At 58.5% G+C, this 14,058-nt stretch carries 14 protein-coding genes; 3 read left to right on the top strand and 11 right to left on the bottom strand.

Annotated elements, in window-relative coordinates:
- Positions 1 to 56: 56 nt before the first annotated feature.
- The 4 genes from HF949_RS09605 to HF949_RS09620 form a co-directional block, all read right to left on the bottom strand.
- Positions 57 to 755: an HAD family hydrolase gene (locus HF949_RS09605; RefSeq protein WP_292894384.1), complete on the bottom strand. Its 699-nt coding sequence runs from the start codon at positions 753 to 755 to the stop codon at positions 57 to 59.
- Positions 752 to 2,629: an ABC-F family ATP-binding cassette domain-containing protein gene (locus tag HF949_RS09610; protein WP_292894387.1), complete on the bottom strand. Its 1,878-nt coding sequence runs from the start codon at positions 2,627 to 2,629 to the stop codon at positions 752 to 754. Before HF949_RS09610 ends, HF949_RS09605 begins: the two co-directional genes overlap by 4 nt.
- A gap of 147 nt (positions 2,630 to 2,776) precedes the next feature.
- Entirely contained in the window at positions 2,777 to 3,391 is a 615-nt protein-coding gene (locus HF949_RS09615) for a hypothetical protein (protein WP_292894390.1), read from the bottom strand.
- 236 nt (positions 3,392 to 3,627) lie between these two features.
- Positions 3,628 to 4,140 (bottom strand): DinB family protein, encoded by a 513-nt coding sequence (locus HF949_RS09620; RefSeq protein WP_292894393.1) that lies wholly within the window; start codon positions 4,138 to 4,140, stop codon positions 3,628 to 3,630.
- Between the two features lie 115 nt (positions 4,141 to 4,255).
- Here HF949_RS09620 and HF949_RS09625 point away from each other — a divergent pair, with 115 nt between their 5' ends.
- Positions 4,256 to 4,948: a glutathione S-transferase family protein gene (locus tag HF949_RS09625; RefSeq protein WP_292894396.1), complete on the top strand. Its 693-nt coding sequence runs from the start codon at positions 4,256 to 4,258 to the stop codon at positions 4,946 to 4,948.
- Between the two features lie 98 nt (positions 4,949 to 5,046).
- Positions 5,047 to 5,469 carry a nucleoside-diphosphate kinase gene (gene ndk, locus HF949_RS09630; protein WP_292894398.1) on the top strand — a complete coding sequence of 141 codons (423 nt, stop codon included), beginning with the start codon at positions 5,047 to 5,049 and terminating at the stop codon, positions 5,467 to 5,469.
- A gap of 57 nt (positions 5,470 to 5,526) precedes the next feature.
- Here the strand turns inward: ndk and HF949_RS09635 are convergent, their stop codons facing one another.
- The 6 genes from HF949_RS09635 to HF949_RS09660 form a co-directional block, all read right to left on the bottom strand.
- A complete protein-coding gene (locus tag HF949_RS09635) occupies positions 5,527 to 7,776 on the bottom strand; it encodes a putative bifunctional diguanylate cyclase/phosphodiesterase (RefSeq protein ID WP_292894400.1) in 2,250 nt (749 codons plus the stop codon).
- A 111-nt stretch (positions 7,777 to 7,887) separates the two neighbouring features.
- Entirely contained in the window at positions 7,888 to 8,358 is a 471-nt protein-coding gene (locus tag HF949_RS09640) for a molybdenum cofactor biosynthesis protein MoaE (protein ID WP_292894402.1), read from the bottom strand.
- 2 nt (positions 8,359 to 8,360) lie between these two features.
- Positions 8,361 to 8,612, bottom strand: a complete 252-nt coding sequence (gene moaD, locus HF949_RS09645) for a molybdopterin converting factor subunit 1 (protein ID WP_292894403.1) — start codon at positions 8,610 to 8,612, stop codon at positions 8,361 to 8,363.
- A 2-nt stretch (positions 8,613 to 8,614) separates the two neighbouring features.
- The gene (gene pgsA / locus HF949_RS09650; RefSeq protein ID WP_229447334.1) at positions 8,615 to 9,214 is read right to left on the bottom strand and encodes a CDP-diacylglycerol--glycerol-3-phosphate 3-phosphatidyltransferase; all 600 of its coding nucleotides are present in this window, start codon (positions 9,212 to 9,214) and stop codon (positions 8,615 to 8,617) included.
- Positions 9,215 to 9,380: 166 nt separating this feature from the next.
- Positions 9,381 to 11,312 (bottom strand): excinuclease ABC subunit UvrC, encoded by a 1,932-nt coding sequence (uvrC, locus tag HF949_RS09655; protein ID WP_404934976.1) that lies wholly within the window; start codon positions 11,310 to 11,312, stop codon positions 9,381 to 9,383.
- 32 nt (positions 11,313 to 11,344) lie between these two features.
- A complete protein-coding gene (locus tag HF949_RS09660; protein WP_292894410.1) occupies positions 11,345 to 12,109 on the bottom strand; it encodes an SDR family oxidoreductase in 765 nt (254 codons plus the stop codon).
- 254 nt (positions 12,110 to 12,363) lie between these two features.
- Here HF949_RS09660 and HF949_RS09665 point away from each other — a divergent pair, with 254 nt between their 5' ends.
- A complete protein-coding gene (locus tag HF949_RS09665; RefSeq protein WP_292894413.1) occupies positions 12,364 to 13,008 on the top strand; it encodes an outer membrane protein in 645 nt (214 codons plus the stop codon).
- A 58-nt stretch (positions 13,009 to 13,066) separates the two neighbouring features.
- Here the strand turns inward: HF949_RS09665 and HF949_RS09670 are convergent, their stop codons facing one another.
- Complete coding sequence (locus tag HF949_RS09670; protein WP_292894416.1) at positions 13,067 to 14,008, bottom strand: calcium/sodium antiporter; 942 nt, start codon at positions 14,006 to 14,008, stop codon at positions 13,067 to 13,069.
- Positions 14,009 to 14,058: the final 50 nt, after the last annotated feature.

A 14,058-nucleotide genomic window follows, 5' to 3' on the forward strand; every position in this document is an offset into this window, starting at 1 on the left:
CATCCTGATCTCGTCGCAGGGCGATTGCGCCTGGCGCCGTCAGAGCGCCGAAAACGTTAGCTGATTTCCGCCAGAACCGCTTCGATTTCACCCAGATGCGTGATTTTGCGGAAACGCGGTTCAGTGTGCGGTTCATCCGCATGTTCGTGCGCCCAGGTCAGATCATGCGGCACGAACACGCCCCAGGCCCCAGCCTCGATTGCCGGGATCACGTCGGACTTGAGCGAATTTCCGATCATAGCAGCATGCTCAGGCCCATCCCCGTGTGTCGCGAATATGCGCTGATAGGTGGCCTGTGATTTGTCGCTGACAATTTCGACGGCATCGAAGTAATCACCAAGGCCCGATGCTGCCAGCTTGCGTTCCTGGTCGAACAGGTCACCCTTGGTAATCAGCACCAGCCGATGACGCCCGGCAAGCGTCTCCAGGGCCTCGCGCGCGTAGGGCAGGGTTTCCACCGGATGGTCCAGCATCTCCCGGCCTGCATCGAGAATGTCACGGATCGTCGCCGCTGGCACTTGTCCGTCCGTCACCTCGATGGCGGTCTCGATCATGGAAAGGGTGAAGCCCTTGATGCCGAACCCGTATTTTCCCAAATTCCGTTTCTCGGCCTGCAGAAGGCGCTCTGTCAGGTGCCCGGCCTCTGCAAAATCCGCAAGAAACTCCACAAAGCGCGTCTCCGTCAGGCGATAGAAGCGTTCATTGTGCCAAAGCGTGTCATCGGCGTCGAAGCCAATGGTGAGGGGCCGTTTCACGAAGCCATCCCTTCCTCATAATCGCTGGAAAGCGTGAGCCAGCGGTCTTCGTGCTTTGCCAGCATGGCGGCAAGATCGGAACGTTCCTTGGCTAGTTCCGAGACCTTTTTCGGCTCCTTGTCGTAGAGGCTCGCATCGGCGAGCCGCGCCTCGATGGCGTCGATCCGTTTGCGGGTTCTGTCAATCAGCCCTTCGGTGGCCTTGATTTCCTTGGCAAGTGGTTCGAGAGCTGCGCGCTTGCGCGCCGCCTCCCTGCGCTTGTCCGCCTTGGAAGCCTTGTCTGTTTCCCGCTTTTCCCGGTTGCGGCTTGCCCCGCCCGTCATGCGGGCGCGGTAATCGTCCATATCACCGTCATAGGAGGAAACGGTCCCATCGCCGACAATCCACAGGCGGTCTGCCGTCGCCTCGATCAGGTGTCGATCATGGCTGATGAGGATCACCGCTCCGTCGAACATGTTGAGCGCCTCGACAAGCGCTTCTCGGCTATCGATGTCGAGATGGTTGGTGGGCTCATCGAGGATAAGCAGGTGCGGAGCCTCGAACGTGGCAAGGCCCATCAGAAGCCGCGCCTTCTCGCCGCCCGACAGGTCGCGGGCGGGTGTCGACATTTTTTCGGTGGTCAGGCCGAACTGCGCCACCCGTGCCCGCACTTTCGCCTCCGGAGCATCGGGCATCAGCCGCCGCAAATGCTGATAGGCGTCTTCGTCGGGCCGCAGATCATCAAGCTGATGCTGGGCAAAAATGGACACCTTCAGACCGGGTGCGACCGTCTTGGTGCCCTTTTCCAGCGTCAGCCTGTCGGCGATCAGTTTCGCGAAAGTCGACTTGCCGTTGCCGTTCGCGCCAAGAAGCGCGATGCGGTCGTCATTGTCGATGCGCAATGTCAGTCCGCGCAGAACGGGTTTGCCCGGCGTGTATCCGACAGCGCCGCCATCAAGCGCGATGATGGGGGAGGCGACCGCTTTTTCAGGATTGGGAAAGCGGAACGGCAAAACCGTCTCGTTCACGACTGCGGCCATGGGCGACATGCGTTCCAGCGCTTTCAGCCGCGATTGCGCCTGGCGCGCCTTTGAAGCCTTGTAACGAAAGCGGTCGACGAAGGACTGCATGTGCTTGCGCTGGGCTTCCTGCTTGACGCGCATCTTTTCCTGGAGCTCGGCCTTTTCGGCATATTGACGGGCAAACTGGTCATAGCCCCCGCGCCAGAAGGTCAGTTTCTTGCGCTCAAGATGCACGATTGACGATACGGCCCGGTTCAGAAGGTCGCGGTCATGGCTGATGAGAAGAACCGTGTGCGGGTAGCGAGACAGGTAGTTTTCAAGCCAGAGCGTGCCTTCGAGATCCAGATAGTTCGTCGGTTCGTCAAGCAGCAGCAGATCGGGCTGGGTGAAGAGCACCGACGCAAGCGCCACGCGCATGCGCCAGCCACCGGAAAACGACGATGCGGGACGCTTCTGCGCATCCGCGTCGAAACCAAGGCCGGACAGGATTGATGCCGCGCGTGCCTCCGCAGAGTGTGCATCGATATCGGTCAGTCGCGTCTGGATTTCGGCGATGCGATGCGCGTCGGTGGCCGTGTTGGCCTCCGTGAGGAGTGCTTCGCGCTCCGTGTCCGCCCTCAAAACGATATCGATCAACGGCTCGTCCGTGCCAGGCGCTTCCTGTGCAACCTGACCGATCCTGGTCCCTTTGGGCACGCTTACCGTCCCACTTTCGGATACAAGATCTCCGGTGATCGCGCGAAAGAGGGTTGTCTTGCCGGTGCCGTTCCGGCCAACAAGGCCTGCCTTCGTTCCGGCTGGAAGGGTAAGCGAAGCCTGGTCGATGAGGAGCCGGCCTGCAATGCGCAGCGATAAGTTTGAAATGGTCAACATGACGGCGTTTTGACGGGTCGTCGTCAGCCTTGCAAGCCACGACTGTCGAACCAGAAGCCGCGGGCTGACAGAAAATGGCGGGTGTTGCCAAAAGCAGACAGGTGTGGCCCAGACAAAGTGGGCCACACCCGGTTCATGAAACGGCGTTCAACGTGCGGCCGCTTGGCGCAGAAGTTTGCACAGCTGCACGAGATCGTATTCCCATGCGTTTGGATTGCGCAGGATGTTGACGCAGCGTTTGCGGTAAATTGCGATCTGCTGATCGCTCATGCCGCTGATAGCCCGGTGCCCCAGGCTGCCGCCGCCACCGATACCCCCACCGCCATTGCCAGGTCCCCCAACGCCGGGACCGCCGGCTCCTGGGCTGTCATCTGCGCCCAGCCGGAGCCTCAGACGGGTCCCGAGACCGCCGTTACCGACATTCGCGTTGACGCCTGCGTTTAAACCGCTGTCGCCGCCGATGGACGCCGTGGTGTTGGAACCGAAGAGGCTCCCGCCGCCGCCTCCAACCGTTGTGTTGCTCCGTGCGCCAACCGCTCCACCGACATTCGCGTCTGCATTGATGCCGGCAACGCTGCCGCCTCCGACCGAAGCACCCACATTGGCGGATGTTGATCCCAGACCTGCATTGACGTCGGCCGATACGCCGTTGCTGGTGCCGACCGACGCGGAAACGCCGCCCACACTGGCACTGACACCGCCGCGGTCATTCCCGCCGATGCTGACGCCGCCAAGGTCGATTGCCGCTGCGGGCATTGACATGCTGAGCACAACAACCCCACACGCCAGGTTGGCGAGTACTGTTCTATACTTCCTGCTCATCATCGTCCTCCTTAGTTGGGTCGAAGTAAGTTTCGACAATAAGGAGGGTAGGGCAGCTATGGATTATTAAATACCCGCATTTACGATAGAGTTTATTCAAGTAAATAAAAATAAAAAAATTGTAATAAAATTCAATTTACATGATTTATTGTTGGTTGAAATATGTATATATCAATTCAACCAAAACGCGATCCTTGTTTTGTTCTCTGGAAGTATATCAGATCGATAGAAGGTGCGTCTATCCCGAGGATCGACAGAGCCGCGTGGGCGTGCCCGCGATGGTGTGTTTGATGGTTGAAGAAGTGACTCAGTGCGGGCGCAAGGCGTTGTGAAACCGTTCGCACGTCGGTGACGGTGACATAGGTGAAGCGGCCGGAGAAAGCTTCTTCATCGAGATTCTCTATCCAGTTTAAAATACGCTTGTCCTCGTTTTCTCGTGCGATGCGCAGAGCCGGAAGTGCCGGATGCAGGATCGTGTCCAGCCGGGCTGGGGCCGCGCCTTCTCCCGTAAATCGCTTCATCCAGATGAGATCGGCCACAAGAATGTGATTGAGTGTGCCCATCAGCGATTTGAAGAAGATGCCCACGTTCCGGTTGAGGGCGTCCGCATCGAGGACCTGTGCAGCCTCATAAATTTTCGCATTAGCCCACGAGTTGTAGGAGGCGAACATCTCAAAATGCTGTTTCATCGTCTTTGTCCGAGGTCTGGAGCAGAAAATCCTGCGTTTGGAACATTGTTTTGAACAGTGGATATGCAATCGTGAGCAATCTCTCAGGTCTCATCCGGAATAGAAAGGACCAGGCGTGACGATTGTATTGTACGATCTCGTGGGCGCGGATGAAGCCCGCCCTTTCAGTCCGCATTGCTGGAAAGTTGCCTTTGCGCTCGCCCACAAGGGGCTTGAGTTTAAGTCGATGCCGGTTCGCTTTACGGATATCGGAGAGATTGAGGCTGGTAGCTTCAAGACCGTTCCGGTCATTCGGGACCGCGGCAGAACATGTGCTGATTCTTTCCAGATCGCACTTTACCTGGAAGAAACCTATTCCGACCGCCCCTCGCTCTTCGAAGGCGAGGGGGGCAAGGCTCTCTCGCGTTTCATCGAGAAATGGGCGCAGGCCACTCTCATAGGCTATATCGGCCCTTCTTTGCTTCTTGAAATCCACGCTGCACTCGACCCTGCCGACCAGGTGTATTTCCGCGGCAGCCGCGAAAAACGGTTCGGGCGCACGCTGGAGGAGGCGGCAAGGGGGCGGGAAGATCGTCTTGAGGGATTTCGTGCGAGCCTGCTGCCACTACGTCTAATGCTTTCCGAGCAGCCGTTCATCGGCGGGCAAAGGCCTCTTTTTGCCGACTATATCGTGGCGGGCATTTTCCAGTGGGCGCGCGTTATTTCTCCGTTCCCGCTTCTGGCCGTGGATGACCCGGTAACCACTTGGTTCGAGCGCTGCCTGGACCTTCACGACGGGATTGCTCGGCGCATCCCGGCGGCCTCCTGAAGGGAAGGGCCTTCCCATGTGCCTTCGAGACCGCTATAGAGCGCGCCATCTCCAAGAATGAGCCGACGCTCAAACTCCAGACAATCGAAGGACCGACCATGGCGATCGAACGCACATTTTCCATGATCAAGCCGGATGCCACCAAGCGCAATCTGACCGGCGCCATCACCAAGAAGCTCGAAGATGCCGGCCTGCGTGTCGTGGCTTCGAAACGCGTGTGGATGAGCCGCCGTCAGGCCGAGGGTTTTTATGCGGTACACAAGGAGCGGCCGTTCTTCGACGAACTGTGTGAGTTCATGTCCTCCGGCCCGACCGTCGTTCAGGTTCTCGAGGGTGAGAACGCCATCCTGAAGAACCGTGAGATTATGGGCGCAACCAATCCGGCCGAAGCCGCCGAGGGCACGATCCGCAAGGAATTCGCCACGTCGATCGGTGAGAACTCTGTTCACGGTTCCGATGCGCCTGAAACCGCAGCCGAAGAGATCCGCTACTGGTTCTCCGACACCGAAATCGTCGGCTGACTGACGAGCGTTCATCAAGCGCTGTTCTTTGAAACCGGGGTTCAGCCCCGGTTTTTTTTATGCGCCCTGGCGCGAGTTCGGAAATTTGAGGATGGAAGCGGGATTGCGCTCCAGCACATAGTTGGCGAAGTCGCCTCCCGTCATGGCGCGGCCATAGAGCCAGCCCTGGAAATACATGCAGCCTGATGATTTCAGCAGAACTTCCTGCTGCTGGGTCTGCACGTGTTCTGCGACGGCAGAAAGACCAAGCGTGGAGGCCATGTCCAGCATGGTTTGGACCAGTGCACGATTGCTTTCGCTGCTCTCGATATCGGTAATGAAGCTTCCATCGATCTTCAGTTCGTCAAAAGGCAGTTTTTTCAGATAGGCTATGGAGGAATAACCCGTTCCGAAATCGTCGAGCGAAAGCCGCACACCCAGCGCCTTTAGCTCATGCATGCGCCGGGTGATCTGCATCTGATCGCTGGTCAGAACACGTTCTGTCATCTCCAGTGTCAGACGCTGGGGATCGAGGCCGTGCGTATTGAGCCTGTCGTGCAGGAAGTCGAGAAAATCCGGATCGCGCAGCGATTTGAGGCTGATGTTCACGGCCATCCGCAATCCCGCAAGGCGCGGGTTGTCTTTCCATTGGGCAAGGGTGCGCACGCTGGTGTCGATCACACCGCGCCCCAGGAGTTCCGCAAGCCCGTGCTGTTCGGCCAGCCCCACGAAGTCGCTTGGCGAAAGCGCGCCGTGCTCCGCGTGGTTCCACCGCAGCAGCGCCTCTGCTCCCACCACATGGCCGGCGGCATTCACCTGGGGTTGGTAGTGCAGCTCCAGATTGTTATCCACCAGCGCGCTACGCATATCGTTGAGCAGTCGAAAACGCTTGCGCTCCTTCCGCAGCACTTTCGGATCGAACAGGGCGACGTTATTCCGGCCCAGGCTCTTCGCCTGATACATCGCCATGTCGGCATTCTTCATCAGCACTTCAGGGCCCTTCTCGCTGCCGTCGAACACGAGAACGCCGACGCTTGCCGACGTGTGATGGATCATGTGCCCCAGAACGAATTCCTGCCGCAGGGCAGCAAGAACCCGGTTGGCGGCCACGATTGCGTTGCGCGTAGCCGTCGCAGCCGTGGTGTCATTCAGGGAAAGAACGATCACAAACTCGTCACCGCCGATCCTGCCCACCGCGTCCTGCGGCCCAACGGCAGCCTGAAGGCGATCGGCCACCTGCTTGAGAAAGACGTCACCGACATCATGGCCCATTGTGTCATTAAGGGTCTTGAAGTTGTCGAGATCGATGAAGAGAATCGCCCCGCGATGCCCGCTTCGTTTGCATAACGCCATTTGACGGCCCACCTGATCGAAGAGCCGCCGGCGGTTGGGAAGCCGGGTCAATGGATCGTAGAACGCCAGGCGTTCGATCTCCATTTCATTCTTCTTGCGCGGGGAAATATCGGAAAGGTAGCCGTGCCAGACAATACCCTCTTTTGTCGTTTCAGGCATTGCCGCGACACGCAGCCATTTCTCCGCTCCATCCACCGCATGAATGCGAAATTCACATTCCCAGGGTTGAAGCTTGAGGCCTGAATCCCTCAGCGTTTCAAGGTAGTTTGCGCGGTCATCATTGTGGACCATGTGGAGAACGGTGTTCGGGTTCTCCGGCACTGTGCGGTCGTCATAGCCGAGCAAATGGCGGAAGCCTTTTGAGACGTAGAGAACGGAGAACTCGCCATTGTCACGCCGGAGTAACTGGAAAAGCCCTCCGGGCAGTTGCGATGTCAGCTTCTCGAACATGTCCTGAAGTTTCAGGCGCTTCATCGTTTCGGTGATTTCGCGAACAGAGCCTTCATAATAGAGCGGCTTGCCGGTTCGGCGGTCGCGCACCAGGCGTGCCGATTCGCTGATCCAGATACGTTCCCGCGTCTTGTGACGATGTACTTCCGAGATGAAATTCTCGACCTTGCCGTTGGCCTCTAGCTCCGCTCGGAACGCATCGCGTCGGGTGGGGTCCACATACCATTCCTTGGCAATATCCTTGACCCCCGCAAGGAGTGCTGCCTCGCTCTCGTAACCGTTAAGACGCACAAGTGCAGGATTTGCGCTCAACTGCCGTCCGTCGGGCGAAGACCGGTAGATGCCTTCGGAAAGGTTGTCGATGAGTTCTTGATGGTTTTTCTGATCGTCCCGCGCGTCGCGATAGCGCCGGCTGACACGGGCCAGTTGATATCCAAGCCCCAGGCACCCCGCAAGGCCTGCAGCTGCGATCAACCATGCGGGGCTCGTTCCCGCAATCAGCATCGTCTGGAAAGATTCCGACATTGCGCTCCCCGGCGTTACCTGGAGGAAGCTATAACCCTGAATGGTTTGTCGAAACGTCTAGTCTTGAGAGAAATGAACGCTATCGTTAGCAAGGCGTAAAGGCATCTGGTTTCAACGCTCCCAGCGTTTCATATCGTCCAGGTCTGCATCCTTCGCTTCCACCCAGCCTGCCCCGGTGCCTCCTCTGACATGCTCTTTCTTCCAGAAGGGTGCACGGGACTTGAGAAAATCCATGAGGAAGTCGGCGGCTTCGAACGCTGCACGCCTGTGGGACGAGGCAGCCACCACGAGCACGATATTATCGCCGGGCACGATCTTTCCGAAACGGTGGATAACCGTCAGACCCGTAAGTGGCCAGCGCCCCGCTGCCTCACTGGAAATCCGGGCGATCTCCGCCTCTGCCATGCCGGGGTAATGTTCGAGTTCAAGTGCCTCAAGCATCCCGTTCTCGTCTCTGCAGAGACCCGTGAAGCTCACGACAGCACCAACATCGCGTCGCCCGGCGGTGAGCCGCCGGGTTTCTGTGGCGAGGTCGAAATCATCTGCCTGTACGCGTACCAGCGGTTCACACGTTGGCGCCATTTTCACCCTCCGGTCATCGGCGGGAACAGCGCAATCTCACCATTGGCGGGCAGGGGCGCGGAATGGTCCGCATGCTCCTGGTTGATGGCCACACGGATGATGTCCTGCCGTTCCAGGGCGGCCCCGTAGTTTTCTCCCCGCCCTTTCAGCCAGTTGAGCAGGTCCGCAACCGTGTTCACGTCCGCAGGCAGGTCCACCGTCTCGTCAGGCAGACCGATGCGCTCGCGCACCCATGCAAAATAAACCAGCTTCATCGTCACTCCTCCACGATGTGCTTCAGCCCGGCGCGGAAATAGTCATAGCCCGTATAAAGGGTCACGATGGCAGAAATCCAAAGGAGCGCGATGCCGAGTTGGGTCGTGTAGGGCAGAACCTTGTCCCCGGCGGGACCGGCGAGCAAAAACCCGATGGCAACCATCTGGATCGTGGTTTTCCATTTGGCCAGTTGCGTGACAGGAACGCTGACTTTCAGGGCTGCCAGATACTCCCGAAGGCCAGAAACCAGAATTTCTCGGCAGAGGATGATGATCGCTGCCCACAGGGTCCACCCGGCGATGGTGCGGTCGGTGTCGGCTGCAAGAAGCAGAAGGCACGTGGAAACGAGCAGCTTGTCGGCAATGGGATCGAGCATTTTGCCGATGTTGGAGGTCTGCTTCCAGATACGGGCAAGATAGCCATCCAGGTAATCTGTGATGCTTGCCGCGATGAAAAGCGCGAGCGCTGACCAACGGGCGAAATCACTCGACTGGAGCCTGCCCTCCAGAAAAAAACACAGGACAATCGCTGGCACCGCGAGAATTCTGCCGTAAGTCAGAAGGTTGGGGATGTTGAATGCCGGTGTGCTACGTCTGGCCATGAAGCGCAATCCTGCTCCGGTCTGCCGCGGGGCCTCTGGGCGCCCCAGTCTGTTGAAGTCGGCCCACCCGTCTGTACGCGCCGGGGGCCAATCACCTCCTGTCAAATCAGAACGAGGCGCATACGGCAAGCGCCAACCTCATGGGGCGCGACGAAACAACGCCGGTTCAGCCGTTTTCGTGAAAATGATTGTAGATTAGTCGGGCGATGGCCTCGGAGATGCCATCCACTGCCGTTAGATCTTCGATGGCGGCGCGGCTCACGGCTTTCGCGGTCCCGAAATGATGCAGGAGCGCGCGCTTGCGGCCGGGGCCTATGCCGCCAATCTCGTCCAGCGGATTTTTGACCATTTCCTTCTTTCGCCGCGCGCGGTGCGAGCCGATGGCGAACCGGTGGGCTTCATCACGCAGCCGCTGGATGAAATAGAGGACCGGGTCGCGAACCGGTAGGCTGAAAGGGTTTCTGCCTGCCATGAAGAACCGCTCCCGCCCGGCGTCGCGGTCGACGCCCTTGGCCACGCCGATGGCGGTAACCAGGCCCGCGATCCCGAGTTCCTCCAGCACTTGCGTGACCGCCGCCAACTGGCCCTGACCGCCGTCAATAAGAAGAACATCGGGCCAGGCGGGCAACTCGCCTGCCTCTTCTTGGTCGGTGTCGGGATCAGACGGCGCTGCCGACCCTGGTAGCCCGTTCTCCTTGATCAACCGAGAAAACCGCCGTTGCATCACCTCGCGCATCATGCCGTAATCATCGCCCGGCGTGATATCCGTCGAGCGGATGTTGAACTTCCTGTACTGGTTTTTTGCAAAGCCTTCGGCGCCGGCAACGATCATGCCGCCCACCGCGTTAGTGCCCATGATATGTGAATTGTCATAAACCTCGATGCGCCGTGGTGCGCTTTCAAGGCCGAACGTCTCTGCAAAGCCTTCCATGAGCCGCGCCTGCGACGATGTCTCGGCCAGCCGCCGCCCTAGCGCTTCGCGGGCGTTCTGCAACGCGTGGTCGGTCAGGTCCTTCTTTTCACCCCTTTGCGGGCACGAAACCTGCACCTTCCTGCCTGCGCGTGTCGAAAGCGCATCGGCCAGAAGTTCCTGGTCCTCGATCTCGCGCGACAGGAGAACCATGCGGGGGCAGGGTTTGTCGTCGTAGAATTGAGCGAGGAATGCGCCGAGCACTTCTTCTGCCTCAAGGCTCGCGTCGGCCTTCGGGAAATAGGCGCGGTTGCCCCAGTTCTGACCGGTGCGGAAGAAGAAAACCTGAATGCAGTTCTGCCCGCCCTCCTGGTGAATGGCGAACACGTCCGCTTCTTCCACACCTTGCGGATTAATGCCCTGATGGCTCTGTACATGGCTCAGGGCAGAAAGCCTGTCGCGGTAGATTGCCGCGCGCTCGAAATCGAGCGCCTCGGACGCCTCCTGCATGGACTGCGCGATTTCCGCTTTCACCTTGCTGGAGCGGCCCGAAAGAAAAGCCTTCGCTTCTGAGACGAGCTCTGCGTAGCCCTCTTCGCTGATCTCGCCTGTGCAAGGTCCCGAGCAACGTTTGATCTGGAACAGAAGGCAGGGGCGGGTGCGGCTCTCAAAGACCGAATCGGTGCAGGTACGCAAAAGAAATGCGCGCTGCAGGGAATTGATCGTGCGCCCGACGGCCCCCGCCGAGGCGAACGGACCGAAATAATCGCCCTTCTTTGATCGCGCTCCACGATGCTTGAAAATCCCTGGTGCCGGATGGTCGCCGGTCAGGAGAATATAGGGAAACGACTTGTCATCGCGCAAAAGCACGTTGAAGCGCGGCCGCAACCGCTTGATGAGGTTGGCTTCAAGAAGCAGCGCTTCGGTTTCCGTCCGCGTGACCACGAATTCCATGGACGCGGTCTCTCTGACCATGCGACCGATACGGTTCGTATGGCCGCGGCCCTGCGCGTAATTGGTGACGCGCTTCTTGAGGCTGCGCGCCTTGCCGACATAGAGCACGTCACCCCCGGTGTTCATCATGCGATAGACGCCCGGGGCGTTGGGCAGACGTTTCACGGCTGACTGGATGACCTCGATCCCGACAACACCGTCAGTCGTTTCACCGCTGTCCCACTCGAGCGCCAGGTTCGCCGGCTCTTTTAACGTGACTATGGTGCTCACTCGGGGATCCCCGCAACGTCGGGGGTCTCCCACGCAAGATGCTGCCCCCCGTCAAGCGCGATCATCTGGCCGGTTATCGAGCGTGTCTCCCAAAGATATCGGATGGTGCGCCCAAAATCAGCGAGGTCGGGGCCGCGCTCGAGAATAAGCGCGTCCGTCTGACGGTCGAAATCCGCCTGCTGCTGGCGCTGGTTGGGTAGGGTGGGGCCAGGTCCTATGGCGTTGACGCGTATGTTCGGGCCGAGCGCCTGCGCCATGGTTCGTGTGGCGGTCCAGAGTGCTGATTTTGAGAGCGTATAGCTGAAGAAACGTGGATTGAGACGCCACACACGTTGATCGATCATGTTGACGATCAACGCTTCCTGATCGTCCTTGAGCGCTCCTGCAAGGGCTTGCGCGAGCAGAGCCGGCGCTTTCACATGCAGGTCGAAGTGCGCATCCCAGCTTTCATCTGTAAAGTCGGTAATTCCGTCATCTTCAAACACCGAGGCGTTGTTGACGAGAATGGTTGGCACGCCCAGCGCTCGACGCGTCTGGCCGATCAGGTCGCGGGTGGCCGCGCCATCCTGCAGGTCAGCCTGCACCACATGGGCTTCCCCGCCTGTCCTGACGATCTCATCGGCCAGGTTCTCGGCTGCTTCGCGGGACTGGCTGCAGTGAATGGCAACGGCAAATCCGTGCCCAGCAAGGTCGCGCGCAATGGCTGCGCCGATGCGTTTCGCACCTCCGGTGATCAGTACCGTTGCCCTCGATTGAGCCATGTCTTTCCCGTAATTTCTCACCACGGAACGCCTTCGTTTGCCCGGGAACGTTTCTCACCAGTCCATGTAAGCTGAAAATCGATCGGGTCCAACCCTTTCACATTCGCTGCGAAAACGCTCCTGACGCATCTTGAGAAAATATCTATTGCGTATCCATATTGTTTAGAAGAATAGATTTATAGATTTTCCAAATTTCACAATTTTGACAAATAAATCTGAAGAGCTATATTTGTATTATTTGATATAGGTGAGTAATGTTATATAAAAAATCTATCTTGACTTCCTTTTCTGTATTGCTGGCAACTGGCGGAGCTTTTGCAGCGGACCCAACCTTGAATGATGTCTCTCGCAGCGCACCGGTCTTGGCACCCGCGCCAATGAAAGATTGGGGAGGGGGCTATCTCGGAGCAATGGTCGGACGCGGGTTTTCTGGGAAAGCCAAGGATGGCGAGAAAGCCCTGACGCCAAGCGGCTTCATTGGATCAGGGTTTGCCGGCTACAACTTTCAGAATGGTTCAATGGTCTACGGCGGTGAAACCGACATTGGCTTCAATGGTATGAAAGCTGAGAACTATGGGGTCACCCTTAAAGCTGGCGCCGAGGGAGCTCTGAGAGCGCGCCTCGGCTATGCCATCACGGATAATCTCTTGCTCTACACTACTGCAGGTGCGGCAGTCGCTCGTGTGCAGCTTTCGCAAGGTAGCAAGAAAGATACTCAGACCCTCGTCGGATGGACCGCGGGAGTTGGTGCTGACGCGATGCTGACCGATACGGTATTTGCGCGTACGGAGTATCGCTACACCCAGTTTGGAAAGAAAGACTTCGAACTGGAGAGTGGAACTGGACCAATGAGCTGGGGCTCCCATCGCATAGGCCTGGGTGTCGGCGTCAAATTCTGATATCGAATAGCCTGGGTTGCCAATAGCGGGGCCGGCCAGTTCGGCCCCGCTTGTGCGATTAGAAAACCGTGACGATGTAACCGGCAAACCCCGCCAGCATTGCGCTGCCCATGAGCTTGCCTGACGCGATGCGCAGGAAGCCGAGAAGTGCCAGCACACAGGCAGCGGCGAGCATTACCCACATATCGATCGACACGATGCGCGGATCTACAGCGATCGGCGTAATGAGCGCCGTCAGGCCCATGATGCAGGCGATGTTGAAGATGTTCGATCCCACGATATTGCCCAGCGCAACGGTGGAGTGACGTTTCAGTGCAGCCGCCAGGCTCGTGGCAAGCTCGGGAAGCGAGGTGCCTATGGCGACGATCGTCAGGCCGATCACGGCGTCGCTCACGCCAAAACTTTCAGCGATCCTCACAGCGCCGGCTACTGTCAATTGGGCCGCTATGGGCAGACCGATTACACCAGCCACCAGATAGGCGGTCACCCGTTTGCGATCGTGCGGCGCCTCGCCGATCTCGTCGTGAAAGTCGTGGTCTGCAGATGCTTTGCCGTTCACAGCATCGCGCGCCTGCCAGGCGATGAAGGCGCAAAGGCCTGCGAAAAGCAGTGCACCTTCAAGACGCGAGATGACACCGCCCGTGAGCATCCACATGAAAATGACGGTGGTCAGTAGCATCGCCACCAGGTTGCGCCTCAGGCCCTTCCCGTCTGAGACGATGGGATAAATGATCGCGGGAAGGCCGAGCACCAGAAGAATGTTGGCAATGTTGGAGCCGACCACATTGCCCACCGCGAGGCCCGGCGCATCCGAGAGTGCTGCCTGTATGGAGGTGAAGAGTTCTGGTGCAGAAGTGCCGAAGGCGACCACGGTCAAGCCGATGACTAGAGGAGATATGCCAAGATTCTCAGCCAGCCCCACAGCGCCTTTGACGAATATGTCGCCGGCCAGCATCAGAAGAACGACACCGGCCGCAAGTAGAAGCAGGCTGAAGAGCATGAGGAACCTCGTGAGAATCGGAACAGCCGTCGGAATATAGGAACTAGCGC

Origin of the sequence: Nitratireductor sp., assembly GCF_017794765.1 — a bacterium.
In the GTDB taxonomy this organism is placed as follows: Bacteria; Pseudomonadota; Alphaproteobacteria; order Rhizobiales; family Rhizobiaceae; genus Nitratireductor.

What these genes read in the sequence shown, in the direction of transcription:
- HF949_RS09670 (WP_292894416.1), bottom strand. Translation starts at nt 14,008, where the DNA reads ATGCTCTTCAGCCTGCTTCTACTTGCGGCCGGTGTCGTTCTTCTGATG.
- HF949_RS09640 (WP_292894402.1), bottom strand. Translation starts at nt 8,358, where the DNA reads ATGGCGCCAACGTGTGAACCGCTGGTACGCGTACAGGCAGATGATTTC.
- HF949_RS09620 (WP_292894393.1), bottom strand. Translation starts at nt 4,140, where the DNA reads ATGAAACAGCATTTTGAGATGTTCGCCTCCTACAACTCGTGGGCTAAT.
- HF949_RS09665 (WP_292894413.1), top strand. Translation starts at nt 12,364, where the DNA reads ATGTTATATAAAAAATCTATCTTGACTTCCTTTTCTGTATTGCTGGCA.
- HF949_RS09610 (WP_292894387.1), bottom strand. Translation starts at nt 2,629, where the DNA reads ATGTTGACCATTTCAAACTTATCGCTGCGCATTGCAGGCCGGCTCCTC.
- moaD (WP_292894403.1), bottom strand. Translation starts at nt 8,612, where the DNA reads ATGAAGCTGGTTTATTTTGCATGGGTGCGCGAGCGCATCGGTCTGCCT.
- HF949_RS09615 (WP_292894390.1), bottom strand. Translation starts at nt 3,391, where the DNA reads ATGTCAATGCCCGCAGCGGCAATCGACCTTGGCGGCGTCAGCATCGGC.
- pgsA (WP_229447334.1), bottom strand. Translation starts at nt 9,214, where the DNA reads ATGGCCAGACGTAGCACACCGGCATTCAACATCCCCAACCTTCTGACT.
- ndk (WP_292894398.1), top strand. Translation starts at nt 5,047, where the DNA reads ATGGCGATCGAACGCACATTTTCCATGATCAAGCCGGATGCCACCAAG.
- HF949_RS09635 (WP_292894400.1), bottom strand. Translation starts at nt 7,776, where the DNA reads ATGTCGGAATCTTTCCAGACGATGCTGATTGCGGGAACGAGCCCCGCA.
- HF949_RS09660 (WP_292894410.1), bottom strand. Translation starts at nt 12,109, where the DNA reads ATGGCTCAATCGAGGGCAACGGTACTGATCACCGGAGGTGCGAAACGC.